This is a genomic window from Amycolatopsis sp. NPDC026612 (assembly GCF_040638285.1).
Lineage (GTDB): Bacteria > Actinomycetota > Actinomycetes > Mycobacteriales > Pseudonocardiaceae > Amycolatopsis.
The window spans coordinates 237307-254491 of the sequence record NZ_JBEZYB010000001.1 but is presented as its reverse complement, the minus strand read 5'-3'; the positions used below and the strand labels follow the sequence as shown (position 1 = coordinate 254491).

At 72.8% G+C, this 17185-nt stretch carries 17 protein-coding genes; 4 read left to right on the top strand and 13 right to left on the bottom strand.

The genetic code is table 11. The features are described 5' to 3' along the window. Positions 1 to 24: 24 nt before the first annotated feature. The 11 genes from AB0F15_RS01420 to AB0F15_RS01370 all read right to left on the bottom strand — a co-directional run bounded on the left by AB0F15_RS01420 (position 25) and on the right by AB0F15_RS01370 (position 11052). Complete coding sequence (locus tag AB0F15_RS01420; RefSeq protein WP_360263420.1) at positions 25 to 363, bottom strand: hypothetical protein; 339 nt, start codon at positions 361 to 363, stop codon at positions 25 to 27. A 13-nt stretch (positions 364 to 376) separates the two neighbouring features. After that, positions 377 to 823 carry a hypothetical protein gene (locus tag AB0F15_RS01415; RefSeq protein WP_360263417.1) on the bottom strand — a complete coding sequence of 149 codons (447 nt, stop codon included), beginning with the start codon at positions 821 to 823 and terminating at the stop codon, positions 377 to 379. Further along, entirely contained in the window at positions 820 to 1362 is a 543-nt protein-coding gene (locus tag AB0F15_RS01410; protein ID WP_360263414.1) for a hypothetical protein, read from the bottom strand. Before AB0F15_RS01410 ends, AB0F15_RS01415 begins: the two co-directional genes overlap by 4 nt. An 18-nt stretch (positions 1363 to 1380) precedes the next feature. After that, positions 1381 to 2352 (bottom strand): porphobilinogen synthase, encoded by a 972-nt coding sequence (gene hemB, locus AB0F15_RS01405; protein WP_360263411.1) that lies wholly within the window; start codon positions 2350 to 2352, stop codon positions 1381 to 1383. A 115-nt stretch (positions 2353 to 2467) separates the two neighbouring features. Then, a complete protein-coding gene (locus AB0F15_RS01400) occupies positions 2468 to 4000 on the bottom strand; it encodes a bifunctional uroporphyrinogen-III C-methyltransferase/uroporphyrinogen-III synthase (protein ID WP_360263409.1) in 1533 nt (510 codons plus the stop codon). An 80-nt stretch (positions 4001 to 4080) separates the two neighbouring features. Further along, on the bottom strand, positions 4081 to 5010 hold the full coding sequence (gene hemC / locus AB0F15_RS01395; RefSeq protein WP_360263406.1) for a hydroxymethylbilane synthase: 930 nt from the start codon (positions 5008 to 5010) through the stop codon (positions 4081 to 4083). Positions 5011 to 5030: 20 nt separating this feature from the next. Then, a complete protein-coding gene (locus AB0F15_RS01390; protein WP_360263403.1) occupies positions 5031 to 6338 on the bottom strand; it encodes a glutamyl-tRNA reductase in 1308 nt (435 codons plus the stop codon). Beyond that, positions 6335 to 7267, bottom strand: a complete 933-nt coding sequence (locus tag AB0F15_RS01385) for a redox-sensing transcriptional repressor Rex (protein WP_360263400.1) — start codon at positions 7265 to 7267, stop codon at positions 6335 to 6337. Before AB0F15_RS01385 ends, AB0F15_RS01390 begins: the two co-directional genes overlap by 4 nt. A gap of 375 nt (positions 7268 to 7642) precedes the next feature. Then, positions 7643 to 9229, bottom strand: coding sequence for a molybdopterin-dependent oxidoreductase (locus AB0F15_RS01380; protein ID WP_360263397.1), 1587 nt, complete (start codon positions 9227 to 9229; stop codon positions 7643 to 7645). A 64-nt stretch (positions 9230 to 9293) separates the two neighbouring features. Then, a complete protein-coding gene (locus tag AB0F15_RS01375; RefSeq protein ID WP_360263394.1) occupies positions 9294 to 9530 on the bottom strand; it encodes a glutaredoxin family protein in 237 nt (78 codons plus the stop codon). Between the two features lie 10 nt (positions 9531 to 9540). Beyond that, the gene (locus AB0F15_RS01370) at positions 9541 to 11052 is read right to left on the bottom strand and encodes a long-chain fatty acid--CoA ligase (protein ID WP_360263391.1); all 1512 of its coding nucleotides are present in this window, start codon (positions 11050 to 11052) and stop codon (positions 9541 to 9543) included. A 315-nt stretch (positions 11053 to 11367) separates the two neighbouring features. Here AB0F15_RS01370 and AB0F15_RS01365 point away from each other — a divergent pair, with 315 nt between their 5' ends. The 4 genes from AB0F15_RS01365 (at position 11368) to AB0F15_RS01350 (ending at position 15288) form a co-directional block, all read left to right on the top strand. Next, complete coding sequence (locus AB0F15_RS01365; protein WP_360263389.1) at positions 11368 to 12060, top strand: sigma-70 family RNA polymerase sigma factor; 693 nt, start codon at positions 11368 to 11370, stop codon at positions 12058 to 12060. 115 nt (positions 12061 to 12175) lie between these two features. Continuing rightward, positions 12176 to 13246 (top strand): DUF5667 domain-containing protein, encoded by a 1071-nt coding sequence (locus AB0F15_RS01360; protein ID WP_360263386.1) that lies wholly within the window; start codon positions 12176 to 12178, stop codon positions 13244 to 13246. A 94-nt stretch (positions 13247 to 13340) separates the two neighbouring features. Continuing rightward, the gene (locus AB0F15_RS01355; RefSeq protein WP_285987918.1) at positions 13341 to 14258 is read left to right on the top strand and encodes an HAD-IB family hydrolase; all 918 of its coding nucleotides are present in this window, start codon (positions 13341 to 13343) and stop codon (positions 14256 to 14258) included. A gap of 118 nt (positions 14259 to 14376) precedes the next feature. Further along, positions 14377 to 15288 (top strand): CPBP family intramembrane glutamic endopeptidase, encoded by a 912-nt coding sequence (locus tag AB0F15_RS01350; RefSeq protein WP_360263383.1) that lies wholly within the window; start codon positions 14377 to 14379, stop codon positions 15286 to 15288. Between the two features lie 4 nt (positions 15289 to 15292). Here AB0F15_RS01350 and AB0F15_RS01345 read toward each other — a convergent pair whose 3' ends face one another. Both AB0F15_RS01345 and AB0F15_RS01340 read right to left on the bottom strand, forming a co-directional pair. After that, positions 15293 to 15955, bottom strand: a complete 663-nt coding sequence (locus AB0F15_RS01345) for a response regulator transcription factor (protein WP_360263381.1) — start codon at positions 15953 to 15955, stop codon at positions 15293 to 15295. After that, entirely contained in the window at positions 15943 to 17181 is a 1239-nt protein-coding gene (locus AB0F15_RS01340) for a sensor histidine kinase (protein ID WP_360263379.1), read from the bottom strand. Before AB0F15_RS01340 ends, AB0F15_RS01345 begins: the two co-directional genes overlap by 13 nt. Between the last annotated feature and the right edge of the window lie 4 nt (positions 17182 to 17185).

The window sequence follows — 17185 nt, the reverse complement described above, 5'->3', positions numbered from 1 at the left end:
CGTTGCCTGTGTACGAGCTGTGTATCAGCCCTCGGCCCGGGAACTCCGCGCACGGACCGCGAGCGTCAGCTGACGGACCGCGTCGACGAGCAGGAGCGCGGCCACCGTGCCGAGCCCGATGGCGGCCGCGAGCAGCCCGCCGAAGTAGCGGTGCGACTCGAGCACCGCGCCGTCGTCGGTCCGGGTGACGACGGTGGCGACGCTGCTGTGCCAGCACGCGTAGGCCGCCCAGCCGGCGAGCACGGCCAGCACGACCTCCACGGCGGCGACCAGCCCCCGCCACGGCTTGTGCAGCCGCGCGTGCGGGCCGGGTTCGTCCGGTGGCCAGAGCTCGGCGCCGGTGGGCTGCGGAAGGTCGATCACACCGGCGATTTTCTCATGCTTCACGCGGCGTCGCCCGGACGAGCCGGTCGAGCGCGTCCTGGAGCGCCTCGACGTCCTTCGCCCAGGCGAGCACGACCGTGCCGTCGGCGAGCTTCACCGGCAGCGAGTCGTACTTGCGCGGCACCGACCAGCCACCGCCGAGCACCCGCGCGCCGACCGGCGTGCCGACGTCGGCGACTTCGGCGATCTGCGCGGCCGTCAGCTGCTCCCGGCCTTGCCGCAGGTGCTCGGTGGTGACTTCCAGCGAGAGGAACCGGCGCCGCGCGTACACCCACGGCATGGTGATGACGCACAGCCCGGCCCCGACCATCAGCCAGCCCACGTAGTGCACCGGGCCGCCGGTGACGAGCTCGGCGAGGGCCCCCACCAGCGCGAACACCGGGCCCCACCCGATGGCGGCCCAGCTCACGCCGGACTCGGCGTAGAGCCGGTCGCTCACGGCCGCTTGCCGGCCTTGGGGAAGTAGCCGCTCACCGACGGCAGGTACAGCAGCACCAGCGCGATGACGAACAACAGCACCGCGACGAGCGTCAGGTAGGTGAGGACCGGCGCGAAGGTGAAGATCAGCAGCACCATCACGATCGGCAGGACGGTGAGCACGGTCCGGGCCGAGCGGGTCCCTTCGCGGGCCTTGTACGCGAAGAGCAGGAACAGCAGGACGAACGCGATCGACCCGCCGAAGAGGTACCACAGCATCGCCGTGACCCCGTCCGCGATCATCTGCGGCGTGATCTTCGGATCGGTGGTCCCCTCGACGTACCGGTCGATGACCGCGGACTTGCCGGCCAGCAGCTGCACGTAACCGAGGATCAGCACGACACCGCCGGCCACCCACAGCCAGAACGAAATGGCCACCGGGCGCGGCGGCGCGGCCTTCGGCGCGTGCTCGCCGGGCAGCACGGGATCGGGCGAACGGCCGCGTTGGCGCCGTTCGTCGTCGGTGAGACCGCTGAGGTCTTCGGTGTCCTTGTCCGCCACGGCGGTGACTCTAGCCGGTCAGTCCAGCCAGGCTGCGGCTTCGGCGGCCCAGTAGGTGAGGATCAGGTCGGCACCCGCGCGGCGGATCGACGTCAGCACCTCGAGGACCGTGCGTTCGCGGTCGAGCCAGCCGTTCGCCGCCGCGGCTTCGACCATCGCGTACTCGCCCGAGATGTTGTACGCCGCCACCGGCACCGGGGAGATGTCCGCGGCCGCCTTGACGACGTCCAGGTACGACAGCGCGGGCTTGACCATGATCATGTCCGCGCCCTCGGCGAGGTCCAGCTCGATCTCGCGCAGCGCCTCGCGGGCGTTCCCCGGGTCCTGCTGGTAGGTCTTGCGGTCGCCCTTGAGCTGTGAATCGACGGCCTCGCGGAAGGGGCCGTAGAACGCGCTGGCGTACTTCGCGGCGTACGCGAGGATCGCCGCGTCCTTGTGCCCGACCTCGTCGAGCGCGCGGCGGATGACGCCGATCTGGCCGTCCATCATCCCGGACGGCCCGAGCACGTGCGCCCCGGCTTCGACCTGCGCGACGGCCATCTGGGCGTAGATCCGCAGGGTGGCGTCGTTGTCGACCGCGCCGTCGGCGTCGAGGACGCCGCAGTGGCCGTGGTCGGTGAACTCGTCGAGACAGGTGTCGGCCATCAGGACGGTGGCGTCCCCCAGCTCCTGCCGCAGGTCGCGCAGGGCGACGTTGAGGATGCCGTTTTCGTCGACAGCCCCGGAGCCCTCGGCGTCCCGGGTGGTGGGGATGCCGAACAGCATGAGCCCGCCGACCCCGGCGTTGACCGCGTCGACGGCGGCCTTCCGCAGCGTGTCGCGGGTGTGCTGGACGACGCCCGGCATGCTCGAGATCGGCCGGGGCGCGTCGAGCCCTTCGCCGACGAACATCGGGAGGATCAGCTGGCGTGGCCGCAGCGTCGTTTCGCCCACCAGCCTGCGCATGGCCGGGGTGGTGCGAAGCCTGCGGGGACGATGCTCGGGGAACACCCCTCCAAGTTACTCCCGCCGCTTTCGCCCCGGTTCCGCAAGGGTGCCCGGAAAGCCGTGAAGGCCACCTCGAGGAACTCGAAGTTCCTCCAGGTGGCCTTCACGAACCACGGACTCAGGAGCGGCGGGCCCGCTTCGCCTTGCGCGGCGGCGGCAGCGCACCTTCGGCGCGCAGCCGGGCGGCGTGCTCGGCCAGCGCGTCCACCAGGTGCGGCACGTCCGCCTTCTCCGGCTGGACGTCGACCCGGAGCCCGAACTCCACCGCGGTCTCGGCGGTCTTCGGGCCGATGCACGCGACCAGCGTGCGGGTGTGCGGCTTGCCGGCGATGCCGACCAGGTTCCGCACGGTCGAAGACGAGGTGAAGCAGACCGCGTCGAAACCGCCGGTCTTGATCATCTCGCGGGTGTCGGCGGGCGGCGGGGCGGCCCGGACGGTCCGGTAGGCCGTCACGTCGTCGATCTCCCAGCCGCGTTCGCGCAGGCCCGCCGACAGCGTCTCGGTGGCGATGTCGGCCCGCGGCAGCAGCACGCGGTCGACCGGGTCGAGGACGTCGTCGTAGGGCGGGAACTCGGCCAGCAGGCCCTCGGACGACTGCTCGCCGGACGGGATCAGCTCCGGGATGATGCCGAACGAACGCACCTTCGCCGCGGTCGATTCGCCGACGCAGGCGATCTTCACGCCGGAGAACGCGCGGGCGTCCAGGCCGAACTCCTCGAACTTCTCCCACACCGCGCGCACCGCGTTGGTGGAGGTGAAGACGATCCACTGGTAGCGGCCGTCGACGAGGCCCTTGACCGAACGCTCCATCTGCGCCGGGCTGCGGGGCGGCTCGACCGAGATGGTCGGCACCTCGTGCGACGTCGCGCCGTGGCCGCGCAGGCGCTCGGCCATCTCGCCCGCCTGCTCCTTGGTGCGCGGCACCAGGACCTTCCAGCCGTACAGCGCGCGCGACTCCCACCACGACAGCTTCGAGCGCTGCCCGGCGGCCTGGCCGATCGTGACGATCAGCGGCCCGACGAGCTCGCCCGCGTCGTTGGCGAGCTTCTCGAGCGTGGTGTCGAGGGTGCGCTGGGTGTTGATGGTGCCGTTCGCGGTGACCGCGACCGGGGTCGACGCCGGGACGCCGTTGCCGGTGAGCGCCGACGCGGCCTCGGCCAGGTGCGCCGACGTCGCGTGCAGCACCAGCGGGCCGGGCGCGGCGGCCAGGGCCGCCCAGTCGACGTCGCCGCGGACGTCGACCTCGGTGTGCGTGCCGCCCAGTGCGACGCCGGCGTACGCCGGGACGGCCGCGGCCGGGGAGACGCCCGGGATGACGTCGAACACGGCGCTCGTGCGCGCGACCGCCTGGACCTCGGCCACCACGGCCGGGGTGGTCAGCGGGTCGCCCGCGATCAGGCGCAGCACGAGCCGGCCGGACTTGGCTTCGGTGGTCAGGTCCTTGGCGACCTCGGCGGCCTCGCCGACGGCGGGCCGGACCTCGGCGCCCTCGGCGGCCATGGCCAGCACGGCCTGCGGCACGTCGGGGTCGGTGACCACGACTTCGGCCTTGGCGAGCAGTTCCTGGGCGCGGACGGTGAGCAGGCCGGCGTCGCCGGGCCCGGAGCCCACGAAGGCTACGCGCCCGGTGGTCTTTCGCGCGGGGGTCATCTGTGCGTTTCTCCTCTTGCGGCGGCCGTGCGGGATCGCCCGGCCACAGGTCTCCTACGTTCGGATGGGTGACGCCCAGGTCACTCGGCGGGGTCGGAGAGTGCTCCGGCCCCCAGGTCCAGCAGCTCGGCGGCCAGGTCCTTGCCCAGCTGGGCGGCCTGGTCCAGGTCTGCCAGTGCGATGGCCCGGACCATGTCCACCGCACCGTTCTCGCCTTCCGCGGCGGCGGTGCCGCGCAGCGAGATCCGTTCCACGACCTTGCCGTCGGCGTCGAGATCTTCGACGATCTCGGCGAGCGCACCCACCGGCGCGCTGCACCCCGCCTCGAGCGCGGCCAGCAGAGCCCGCTCGGCCGTCACCGCGGCCCGCGTACCCTCGTCGTCCAGTGTGGACCGGAGCAGCTGCTCGAGGTCCACGTCGGCGGACCGGCACTCCACCGCCAGCGCTCCCTGTGCGGGCGCGGGCAGCATCTGGATCGGGTCGAGGGTCTCGGTGATCGCCTCGGCCCGGCCGATCCTGGCCAGTCCGGCACGCGCGAGGACGACGGCATCGAGCTCGCCGTCGGTGACCTTGCGCATGCGGGTGTCGATATTGCCGCGGATCGGCACGATTTCCAAACCGAGACCCAGCGCGCGCAGCTGCGCGGTGCGCCGCGGGGAGCCCGTGCCGACGCTGGAGCCGGGCGGCAGCTCACCGAGCGTGAGCCCGTCGCGCGCGATCAGGGCGTCCCGCGGGTCCTCGCGCGGCGGCACGGCGGCCAGCGCGATGCCCGGTTCGGGCGCGGTCGGCAGGTCCTTGTACGAGTGAACGATGACGTCGACCTCGTTGCGCAGCAAGGCTTCCCGGAGCGCCGACGTGAAGACGCCGACCCCGATCGTGGGAATCGGGGCGGAGGACTGGTCACCGGGCGTGGTCACCTTGATGATCTCGACCTCGGCGCCGGTGGCGCGCAGGGCGTCGGCGACGGTCCCGGTCTGGGCGAGCGCGAGCTTCGAACCGCGCGTACCCATGCGAATGACTCTGGTCACTACTACTTCTTCTCTGGTGGGGGCTTCGGGCTCGCCACCGCGGCGGGCGCCTGCGGGTCGAGGCAGAACAGTTCGCGCAACGCGTTCGCGTAGTCGGTCTCGGCCGTCTCGGCGGCCAGCTGCTTGACCCGCACCGTCGGCGCGTGCAGCAGCTTGTCGACCACCCGGCGGACCGTGCGGCCGACCTCCTCGCGGACCCCGGCGTCGAGCTCGGGGAGGCGGTTGTCCAGCCGGAGCAGCTCGGCGTCGACGACCTCGGCCGCGCGGCGGCGCAGCGCGGTCACGGTCGGCGTCACCTCGGCGCTGCGCTGCGCGGCGAGGTAGTCGCGCACCTCGTCGAGGACGATCCCGGTCGCCTTGGCCGTCTGGCGCTCGGTGGTCGGCGTGCCGGCCTCGCGCATGCGGCGCTGGATGGTGGCCAGGTCGACGACGCGCACGTCGGCCAGCTCGCCGACCGCCGGGTCGACGTCACGGGGCAGGCCGAGGTCGCAGACGACGAGGGGCCTGCCGCCGCGCGGCAGCACCTGCTCCGGGCCGAAGACGGCGTCCTGCGCGCCGGTGCAGCAGATCACGACGTCGGCCTCGCGGACGGCGTCGGTGACCGCGGACAGCGGGATCGCGCGGGCGGGCACGCCCTGCTCGGTGACGTTCGCGGCGAGCCGGCGGGCGCGGGCGTCGGTGCGGTTGGCCACGGTGATCTCGCCGATGCCGGCCTTCCGCAGCTGCGACGCGCTCAGCGCCCCCATCGAGCCGGCGCCGACGATGACGGCGTGCTTGCCGGTGATGTCCCCGGCCGCGGCGAGCGCTTCGGAGACGACCGACGCGCCGAGCGCGTCGAGGCCGGTCTCGGTGTGCACGCGCTTGCCGACGCGAAGCGTGGTCTGGATCAGCTCGTGCAGCGTGCGGCCGAGCGTGCCGGCTTCACGCGCGGTGGCGTAGGCCGACCGGACCTGGCCGAGGATCTGCGTCTCGCCGACGACCATCGAGTCCAGGCCCGAAGCGACGGAGAACAGGTGCTCGACGGCCGCCCCGGCGTAGTGCACGTACAGGCTGTCGTAAAGCTCGGCCGGAGCCATCCCCGCCTGGCGGGCCAGCACCTCGGAGACGTCGTTGAGGCCGCCGTGGAAGGTCTCGACGACCGCGTAGACCTCGATCCGGTTGCAGGTCGAGACGAGCATGACCTCACTGACGTGCTCGGCCTGCTGCAGCTCGTCCAGCACCTTGCCCACCTCGGGCGTCGGCACCGCGACGCGCTCGAGCGTGCTCAGCTCCGCACTCCGGTGCGAAAGACCGACCGCCAACACGCTCATGAGCGCACCACCATTCCCCGTCCGCCGTCCGGACCCGTGCCGTTCCGCCTGCCGTTGCCATTCTCGGCCGGAAGCACCGCACCCGATAATCCGGAATTGCCCTGATTACCGGCGGCTGAGGCTTCACTGTCCGCTCGGCGGGCCACATGGAACGAGAGTATCTGCAGCTCCACGGCCAAATCCACTTTCCGGACCTCAATGTGAGCCGGAACTTGCAGCACGACGGGAGCAAAGTTGAGGATGCACTGGACACCGCCCGCGACCAGCCGGTCACACACCGATTGCGCGGCGGTGGGCGGGGTGGCGATCACGCCGATGGAGACGCCCCGCTCGGCGCAGATCCGGGGGATGTCGTCCATGTGCGACACCGGGAGGCCGCCGACCGGCACGCCGATCAGGTCCGGGTCCAGGTCGAACAGCGCTTCGACCGGGAAGCCGCGCCCCGGGAAGCCGCCGTAGTTGGCCAGCGCGTGGCCCAGGTTGCCGATGCCGACCACGGCGACCTTGTGCTGGCGGGTCAGGCCGAGGATGCGCTCGATCTGGCTGACCAGGACGCCGACCTCGTAACCGACCCCGCGGGTGCCGTAGGAACCCAGGTAGGAGAGGTCTTTCCGCAGCTTCGCGGAATTGACGCCCGCCGCCTGCGAGAGCTCTTCGCTCGAAACGGTCGTCGCACCCTGCTCGGACATTCCGGACAGAACGCGGAGGTAGACGGCGAGCCGGGCGACCGCGGCCTCGGGAATGGACTTCGCCCGGACGGCCTCGGGGGCATCCCCGTTGCGGCCGTTCGCCTCGGCGGGTACCGCGGGCATCTCGGCGGTCGGTGCGTTGTCGGCGTCCGGGGTGGCCGGACGGCGAGGCCGTCGTGGCGTTCGCCCCGGAGGAGCCGCCGCGTCCGCCGCGTCGCGCCTCCCCCGCTGTGTCACCACGCCGTTGTCTCCTGCCCGCTGTGCCCGACTGGCGGCATCGCCACGACCATTCGGAACTGTGTCTTGACCCAGGACCCGGCGTCCGGTTCGATACCGGCCGCCCGGGCGATGGCCCTACGGTAGACCACTTGTGAACGCACGCACAAAGTCACAGGTCGGAGGCGGTTCGGGAGCCGCGCGCGGGTGGCGGCGATCACGACACGGCGTCAGAATCCTTGTCCGCCAGGCACTTCCGGGCTCAGCGGGCGTCGACGGTGATCGAGTGCGTGCCCGTGGCTGCCCTCGCCGGCGCGGCGAGCGGACCGGCCTGCGCGGTGAACGGCTCCCGCGAGCCGGGCGCCATCCCGGGGCCGCGACTGCTGCGGGCGGGGTGGCTCAGTGGGCGTCGAGGGTGATCGAGTGCCAGCCGGTGGCCCCGTCCGGCACCGGGTCCGCGCGGTTCTCCGTCTGGGTGTAACCACCCGCATCGGTGGCCCGGACGGACGCCTGGTGCGTCCCCTTCGGCACGTCGAGCTCGATCCACCACAGCCGCCAGGTGTCCTTGCTCACCTCGGCCGCGAGCGTGGCTTCCCGCCACTCCCCCTGGTCGAGCCGGACCTCGACCTTCGCGACGCCGGTGTGCTGCGCCCAGGCCGTGCCGGTGAGCCGGACCTTGCCCGCGGTGACGCCGGCGAACCCGCTCGGCGTATCGATCCGCGATTCGGTCTTGATCGGCGCCTGCTCGGCCCACCCCCGGCTGAGCCAGTACGCCTGCCGGGCATCCCATCGGGTGAATTCGAGGGATTTGACCCACTTCGTCGCCGACACGTAGCCGTACAAGCCGGGGATGACGATCCGCGCCGGGAAGCCGTGCTCGACCGGCAGCGGCTCGCCGTTCATCCCGATCGCCAGCATCGCGCCGCGCTCCGGGTCGAGCGCGACGTTCGCCGGGGTGCCGCACGTCCAGCCGTCGACGCTGGTGGCGAACATCTGCTCGGCGCCCGCCTGCACGCCGGCCTCGTCCAGCAGACCGGCGAGGTCGACGCCGATCCACGTCGCGTTCGAGATGAGCGGGCCGCCGACCTCGTTGGAGACGCACGTCAGCGTCACCCGGCGTTCGACCAGCGGCCGGGTGCGGATGTCCGCGTACGAGAACGTCACCTCGCGGTCGACCATCCCGTGCACGCGGAGGCTCCAGTCCTCGGCGCGGACCTGCGGCACGACCAGCGCGGTGTCGATGCGGTAGAAATCCGCGTTCGGCGTGATGAACGGCGGGGAGCCGAGCTTCACGAAGTCGGCGTCGGCGGGCAGCGGCGGGGCGGTGCGGGCGGGCACGAGCGGCCCGACGGCGATCCGCGAGTCCTCGGCGTTCGAGCTGGTCCCGGCCACCTGGCCGACGACGGCGGCGACGCCCGACCCCGCGGCCACGCCGACCCCGGCACGCAGGAACTTGCGCCGCGACGCCCCCGAAGCGCCGCTTTCACGTGAAAGTGCCGCCCCCTGGTGGTCGCTTTCACGTGAAAGTGCCGCTCGGTGCAGGAAGGTGAACACTGTGAGGCCGGCGACCAGGGCGGCGACCGGCGCGAGCAGCGACACCTGCCCGAGGTCGCTGCGCGCGAACACCGCCGCGACCCCGGCGGCACCGAGCACGACGACGAGCACTTGCCCGGCCCGCGGCGTCCGGCGCGAGAGCTGCCCGGCCAGCAGCCCGAGCAGGACCAGCACCACCGCCAGGCCGAGCTTGAGCACCGGCTTGTCCCAGGTGCCCAGCGTCCGCTCGGCCCACTTCACGATGCCGCTCGGGCTGTGGTCGACGACGTAGTCGGCCACCGCGATGAACGGCGAAGCCGTGTACCCGACGAAACCGGCGACGAGGTGGCCCACCCCGAGGGCGGCGGCCAGCGCCAGCAGGCCGATCAGCGTCGCGACCGGCAGCGACAGGCGTTTCGGCGTCTCGGGCGGCGCGTCCTGGAGAGTGCTCACGCCTCCATCTTCGGAGCACTCGCTCCGGAAGGCGGCCCGATGTGGCTTACGGACGTGTTACGGATCAGGCCAGCGCGCGCCGCAGCCGGTCCTCTTCGACGCGCCAGTACCCGTGCTCGGCGCCGTCGACCAGGATCACCGGCACGCGGTCGCCGTACTCGGCGCGCCACTCCGGGTCGGTGTCGACGTCCTCGGCCTTCCAGGCGACGCCGAGCTCCCCGCAGATCCGGGCGACGTCGGCCTCCGCGACCTCGCAGAGGTGGCAGCCGTCCCGGCCCATGACCGTCACTTCGTGCGCCATACCGTCCTTCCTACCGCAGCCGCAGCCGGCGCAGCTTCCCGGTGGCCGAGTGCGGCAGCGACTCGGCGAACTCCACCGCGTGCGGCACCTTGTAGCCGGCCAGGTGGGCCGCGCAGTGGTCGACGACCTGCTGCTCGGACAGCGACGCCCCGGCCGCGGGCACGACGAACGCCTTCACCGCTTCGCCGCTTCGCTCGTCCACCACCCCGACGACCGCCGCCTCGGTCACCTCCGGCAGCTCATCGATCACTGCCTCCACCTCGCGCGGGAAGACGTTGAAGCCGTTGACGATGATCAGGTCGTTGGCCCGGTCGACCAGGTGCAGGTCGCCGTCGGTGTCGAGGTAGCCGACGTCGCCGGTGCGGAACCAGCCCTCGGCGTCCGGCCCCTGGCCGCCGTCGGGCCAGTACCCGGAGAACAGGTTGGCGCCGCGGATCGACACCAGCCCGGTCTCGCCGTCGGCCTCGAAGACGTCGTCGACGTCGTCGGGGTCGAGCGGCACGGACTGGTCGGTGCCGTCGCTGTCCACCAGCCGCAGCTCGATCCCGGGCAGCGGCCTGCCGACCGAGCCGGGCTTCGGGTAGCCGGTGACCAGCGTGGAGGTCACCACCGGCGCGCATTCGGTGAGGCCGTAGCCCTCGTAGACGTCGAGGCCGGCGGCCTCGCGGATGGCGGTCAGCACCTTCGGGTGCAGCGGCGCCGCGCCGGACGTCATCCGCCGCACGGTGGCGAGGCCGCGGCGGAGTGCGTCGGCGCCGAGCGCGGCGAACTCGCCGTACATCGTCGGGACGCCGGTGATCGAGGTGACGCGGTGTTCGGCGCAGTCGTCCAGCGTGCGCTGCGGTTCGAAGCGCTCCGAGAGGACCGCGGTCGCGCCGGCCGCGGTGGCCTGCAGGAGGCCGGGCCCGAGGCCGTAGACGTGGAAGAGCGGGATGGTGATCAGCACGCGGTCGTCGTGCTCGAGCACCCCGTCGACCGCGCTGATCTGCGCCAGGTTCGCCAGCAGCGCGCGGTGCGACAGCATCACCCCGCGCGGCGGCCCGGTGGTGCCGGACGTGTACGAAATGACCGCGATGTCCTCACCGGCCCGGCCGGCGTCGGCGCCTTCGCCTCCTCCGTCCGGGTCACCTCCCGGCGTGAGACCGCTCACGCCGTCCGGCAGGGCCTCGTCCGCTTCGCGCTGGATGACGACCTTCGCCCCGCTGTGCTCGAGCAGCTTCCCCAGTTCGGGCCCGGGCGCCTGCGGCGACAGCGGCACCACCACGGCCCCCGCCCGCAGCGCGCCGAAGAAGGCGACCACGAAGTCCACCGACGTCGGCAGCCGCAGCCCGACCCGGTCGCCGGGCCCGACGCCGGCGTCGGCCAGCCGGCGGGCCTGGGCCTGGGCGGCCGCGTCGGCTTCGCGGTAGGTGAGTCCTCTCCCGGTGCCGGTCTCGAGCACGGCGGGGTGGTCCGGCCACGTGGCCACGGCCCGGGCGAGCAGCCCGCCGACTCCCGCTTGCGTCGCCTCTTGCGCACTCACCCGCGACCCGCCTCTCCTCGCCCGGCGCGAACCGTTGCAAGTCTGTCATCTGAAGCGACGTCATGGGTGCCGAGCGGCAGCGTCGCGTCTGCGCAACCCCGGAACCACTACCTACTTAGCGGTAACCACACGTATGCTGCACTGCGTCGCGCCCGGTGGCGTTGATCACCGCCGCGACCGGAGAGAGGGAGTCGCCGTGACGAACTTGCCTGCCCACGAGTTCGTGGGGCATGCGAGACGGCAGGCCCCTGCTCGTCCGGGTGCCGGGGGTACCGTGGCCCGCTGGGTCGAAGCCGCCGCCGGAGGTGCCGCCCGATGACCGTGCCGACCGCCGTGAGCCGCGGCCCCGTCTCGATGTTCGCCGAGCGCGTCTTCGGGCGGCCGTCGGCCGTGCCGCTGAGCAGGCAGGCGTCCGACGACGAGAGCGCCGAAGCGGCGAAGGCCGAGGCCTGGGACCTGGTGCGCGCCGCGCAGGACGGCGACTCGTCCGCCTTCGGCCGGCTTTACGACCGCTACGTCGACGTCGTCTACCGCTACGTGCTGTTCCGGCTCGGCGACCGCGACCTCGCCGAGGACGTCACCAGCGAGACGTTCCTGCGCGCGCTGCGCCGCATCACGTCGGTGAGCTACCAGGGACGTGACGTCGGCGCCTGGTTCGTCACCATCGCCCGCAACCTCGTGCTCGACCACGTGAAATCGAGCCGGTTCAAGCTCGAGGTGGTCACCGACGAGGTGACCGAACCCGGTTCGGCGCCGTTCAGCGTCGGCGCGACCGCCCAGGTGGGCCCCGAGCAGGAGGCGATCAGCCGCGCCACCCGCGCCGAGCTGCTGCGCTGCGTCGCGGAACTCGGCGCCGACCAGCGGGAATGCATCATCCTGCGGTTCCTGCAGGGACTGTCCGTCGCCGAGACGGCCGAGATCATGAACCGCAACGAAGGCGCGATCAAGGCGCTGCAGCACCGCGCGGTACGCCGATTGGCACAACTCCTGCCCACCGGATTGCGCTGAACCCGCGAACTTTTCCGTTCGTCGGCCGAATCGGGTAACCCTCACGGCTTCTGGATCGTTACCCCACGCAGACCGGTGTCAGGACCGGCCGAAGCCCGGGATGGAGAGCAGCGCCGTGAGGTTTGCGCGTGAGCGAGCCGAGAGCGAGCGGTTCGCGCGCGCCCTGGAACCGTCGCCGGTGAGCCGGGACGGCGAGTTCGCCGGCGAACTCGCGCTCGTCGGCGCGCTGCGCGAACTCGGCGCGGCCGGGGCCCCGGACCTGGAGACGCGGCAGCGGATCCGCGCGGAGATCGCGGACCGCCTGGAGACGGCGGCGGCCACCACCCCACGTCGGAGGTGGCGGCCGCGGACCGCCGACCTGGTGGCCGCCGCGCTCTTCCTCTTCCTCGTCCTCTCCGGCCTGACGCTGGTGCTCTCCCGCACCGCGCTGCCCGGTGACCCGCTGTACGGCGTGAAGCGCGCCGGCGAGTCGACAGCGCTGGGCCTGACGTTCGGTGACCAGGAAAAGGCCCGCAAGCACCTCGAGTTCGCCACCAACCGGATCACCGAGCTCGGCGAGCTGGCCACCCAGGACGCGAGCGAAGCCGACTACCGGACCGCCTACGACGACTTCGCCACCGACCTGCGGGCCGGCGTCGCCCAGATGTCGGCCGTGGCGACCAGCGACGGTGGCGGGGCGCAAGCGCTCTCCGACGTCCGGCTGTGGGCGCGCAACCAGGCGGCGAGACTGGCGGCGCAGCCGCTGCCGGCCGACGCGGCCCCGGTCTTCGGCGACGTCCGGGACCTGCTGGGCCAGGTCCAGCAGCGCACCAGCGGGCTGGCGGCGCGGATGAACTGCTACCAGATCACCACCGGCACGTCCGACGACCTCGGCCCGCTCCCGGCGACCGGCGAGTGCACGCGGCGGCCGCTCCCGGCCGCGGGCAGCCAGCCGACGTCGGCCTCGGTCGCGCCGTCGTCGGCGGGGAGCACGGACCCGGCTGCGACCGGCACGCAGCTGCCGCCGCCGGACGCCGCGGCGACCCCCGGTATCCCCGCTCCGACCGGCGGGGTGACCCCGCCCCCGGTGTACGGCCAGCCGCCGGCGACGTCCCGGCCCCCGGCGACGACCACCACGACACCCGCGCCGCCGCTGGTTTCGATCCCGCCCTTGCTGCCGGGTCTCCCGCCGATCGTGATCGGCTGAGGTCCGGCCCACACCTGCGACGACGCGGTGGGCGGCTCGCTACCCTGTGCAAAGGACCGGACGTCCGCAGGGACGTGGCCAGACGTGGGCAGTCGTGGAGGCGGTGTGCGTGTCAGCTTGGCGTGGCAGGGACAAGAGTCAGGAGCTCGAACGGCTCGCCGCGCTCGCGGGCGAGGCGTCGGCCGAGGCCGCCCATGCCCGCGTGGTCTCCGAAGCCGCTGAGCCCCCCGCCCCGCCGGCGCCGCCGGACCTCACCGCCGCCGCGTTCTTCGACGTCGACAACACGATGATGATGGGCGCGTCGATCTTCTACTTCGCCCGCGGGCTCGCGGCGCGGAAGTTCTTCACGTCCTCGGACCTGGCCGGGTTCGTCTGGGGCCAGATCAAGTTCCGGCTCGGCGGCCGCGAGAACAAAGAGGACATCAAGACCCACCGCGAGCGCGCACTGTCCTTTGTGGCCGGCCGCACGGTGGCGGAGCTGACGTCGATCAGCGAAGAGATCTACGACGAGCTGATGGCGGACAAGATCTGGTCCGGCACGCGCGCACTGGCCCAGATGCACCTGGACGCGGGCCAGCGCGTCTGGCTGGTGACCGCGACCCCGATCGAGCTGGCGGCGATCATCTCCCGCCGGCTCGGGCTGACCGGCGCGCTCGGCACGGTGGCGGAGACGCGTGACGGTGTGTACACGGGCCGCCTGGTCGGCGACCTGCTGCACGGCCGCGCGAAAGCCCACGCGGTGCGGGCGCTGGCGTCGCGCGAGGGGCTGAACCTCAAGCGCTGCACCGCGTATTCGGATTCGGCGAACGACATCCCGATGCTGTCGGTGGTGGGCACGGCGGTGGCGGTCAACCCGGACGGCGGGCTGCGCGACGTGGCCCGGGCGCGCGGCTGGGAGATCCGCGACTTCCGCACCGGCCGCAAGGCGGCGAAGATCGGCGTGCCGTCGGTGCTGGGCGCGGGAGCGCTGGCCGGCGCGGTGGCGGCCGGGATGGCCTACCGCCGCCGCTGACGCTGTCTTCGGTACAGCCTGCTGTACCGGCCTTCGGGGTGTCCGCGGGAGTGACCTCACCCCCCGCCGGCTGGTGTGCTTCGTCCACCGGAACAGCGGCTCCCGAAGGGACAGTGTGGTGACGACCCGTGTGGACATCGGAGAAGAGCGGACCGACGGCGGTACCGGGTGGCGAGATCGGATCCGCCGTCACCCGTTGACGTGGTTCTTCGGCCTGGCCAACCTGCTGAGCTGGATCGCGTGGACGCCCTACATCCTGTCGGAGAACGGGCTGGGCGTCCTGCACTTCCGCTTCCCGGAGGTCCTCGGCACGGCGCAGTTCGCCGGCGTCCTGCCGGGCGCCTACCTCGGCCCCATCGGCGCGGCTTTCCTGGTGACCGCGGTCGCCGACGGCCGCGCCGGGCTCCGCCGCTGGACGGGGCGGCTGTTCAAGTGGCGCGTCCACTGGCTCTGGTACGTGGGTGTCGTGCTGAGCGTGCCCGCCGTCCTCACGGGCGCCACGATCGCGCTGTCGGAGCAGAACCCCCTCGTGCCGGCCGTGGCCACGCTGGCGGCGTACCTGCCGGGCCTGCTCCTGCAAATGGTCACGACCGGTCTCGCCGAGGAGCCGGGCTGGCGGGACTTCGCCCTGCCCCGCCTCCAGCGCCGCTACGGACCCCTCGGCGGCACGCTGATCCTCGGCCCGCTGTGGGGCGTGTGGCACCTGCCCCTGTTCTTCACCGAGTGGGGCGGCTGGCCGGACGTGACCTGGCTGACGCCGATCGAGTTCATCGCCACCTGCGTCACCTTCAGCATCGTGATGACCTGGGTGTTCAACCGCACCGGCCAGAGCCTGCCGCTGGCCATGCTGCTGCACACCAGCGTCAACAACTTCTTCTCGCTCGCCTGGTCGGAGATGTTCCCGGGGCTGACGGCCCGGGACACCACGCACGCGTTCCTGCTGGCCTCGGGCGTGGTGTCGCTCGTGCTGCTCGTCGCGACCCGGGGGCGCCTCGGCTACCAGCGTGCGGCGACGGAACCCGCGCCCTGACGTCTCACCGGCCGAGCCGGGCGGTGTCCCTGAGGTAGTGCAGCACGGCGGTGACCCGGCGGTCGGCTCGATCCGCCGGGGTGAGGCCGAGCTTCGCGAAGATGCTGCGGATGTGCTTGTGCACCGCGCCGTCGGTGACGACGAGCCGTTCGGCGATGGCGCCGTTGCCGAGGCCTTCCGCCATGAGCGCCAGCACTTCGCGCTCTCGCGCGCTGAGCCGCTCGAGCCGGTTGCCCGGGCGGCTGCGCGTCAGCAGCTGGGCGACGACCTCCGGGTCGATCGCGGTGCCGCCGTCCACGACCCGGTGCAGGGCGTCGAGGAACTCCTCGACCCGGCCGACGCGCTCCTTGAGCAGGTAGCCGAGCCGGGCGCCGCCGTCGGTGAACAGCTCGGTGGCGAACGCCTGCTCGACGTGGGCGGAGAGCACGAGCACCGCGAGCCCCGGCTGACGGCGGCGGGCCTCGACGGCGGCGGTGATCCCCTCGTCGGTGTGCGTCGGCGGCATCCGGACGTCCACAATGGCCAGGTCCGGCGCGTGTTCGTCCACCGCGGCGAGGAAGTCCTCGGCGTTGGCCACGGCGGCCCGCACGTCGACACCCTCGGCGCGCAGCAGCATCGCGACACCCTCGCGCAGCAGCGGGTCGTCCTCGGCGATCACGATCCGCACGGCAGGCTCACCACCAGGGTCGTCGGGCCGCCGGCCGGGCTGGCCAGCGCGAAGGTCCCGTCGTGGGCTTCGACGCGGCGCCGGATGCCGGTGAGCCCCGACCCGGTGTCCTCATCCGCCCCGCCGCGGCCGTCGTCGGTGACCTCCACCTGCACCCGGTCTCGATCCCGCTCGTGGCGGAGCCGGACCGTGGCGGCGCTCGCCCCGCTGTGCTTGGCGACGTTCGTGAGCGCCTCGGCGACCACGAAGTAGGCGGTCACCTGGACCGAGACCGCCGGGTGGGCGGGCAGATCGGCGTCGATCCGGCAGGTCACCGGGCAGTCGGCGGCCAACGCGGTGAGCGCGTCGGGAAGGCTGCGTTCGGTCAGCACCGGCGGCAGGATGGTGCGCACCACCCCGCGCAGTTCGGCGAGCGCCTGCTCGCCGGCGTCCTGGGCGCGGCCGATGATCTCCTCGGCGGCGGCGGGATCCCGCGCCAGCGCCCGCTTCGCGGCACCGAGCAGCACGTTCACCGCGACGAGCCGGTTCTGCGTGCCGTCGTGCAGCGACCGTTCGATCCGCCGCAGTTCGGCGGCGTGGGCGTCGAGTGCGGCCGCGCGCGTGGCGGTGAGCTCGACGACGCGCAGTGCGAGGTCCATCCCGCGGTGGGGCGACAGCAGCCGCTTCCCCGGCCACGCCTGCCACCGGTCCAGCACCGGCACGACCACGACCGTGACGACCAGCGTCGCGACGCCGAACAGGCAGATCGCGAAGGCGTCCCCCCAGTCCGTCGCCGTGAAGAACCCCTGGGCCGGAGTGGCGTCGCCGGGCGCGACGAACCACCACCACACCGGGAACGAGGCGTCGTGCATGACGTCCACGGCCAGGGTGAGGGCGGTCAGGCTGAGGAGCAGCCCGAACGTGCCGTGGCAGACGACCCAGCCCAGTTCACGCCGGACGGAGGTCTCGGCGAGGGCGGCACGCGGGTTCCCCGGTACGGGTGGCGGGTGGAGGACCTCCAGCCGCGTCCGCTCCCGGTCGGCGACGGTGCGCACCAGGCGCAGAGCGGCGGGCACCAGCAGGATGCCGACGCCGGCCACGCACAGCACTGCCGTCCCGAGCACCCACAGCGAGGCCGCGACCGCCAGCACGGCGGTGCCCATGCCCACGACGAGCCGCTCCAGCGCGTCCAGCGCAGCACGGGCGCGGACGACCGGGTGCCACGGCCGGGCGTCCTCGGTGGCCATCCCG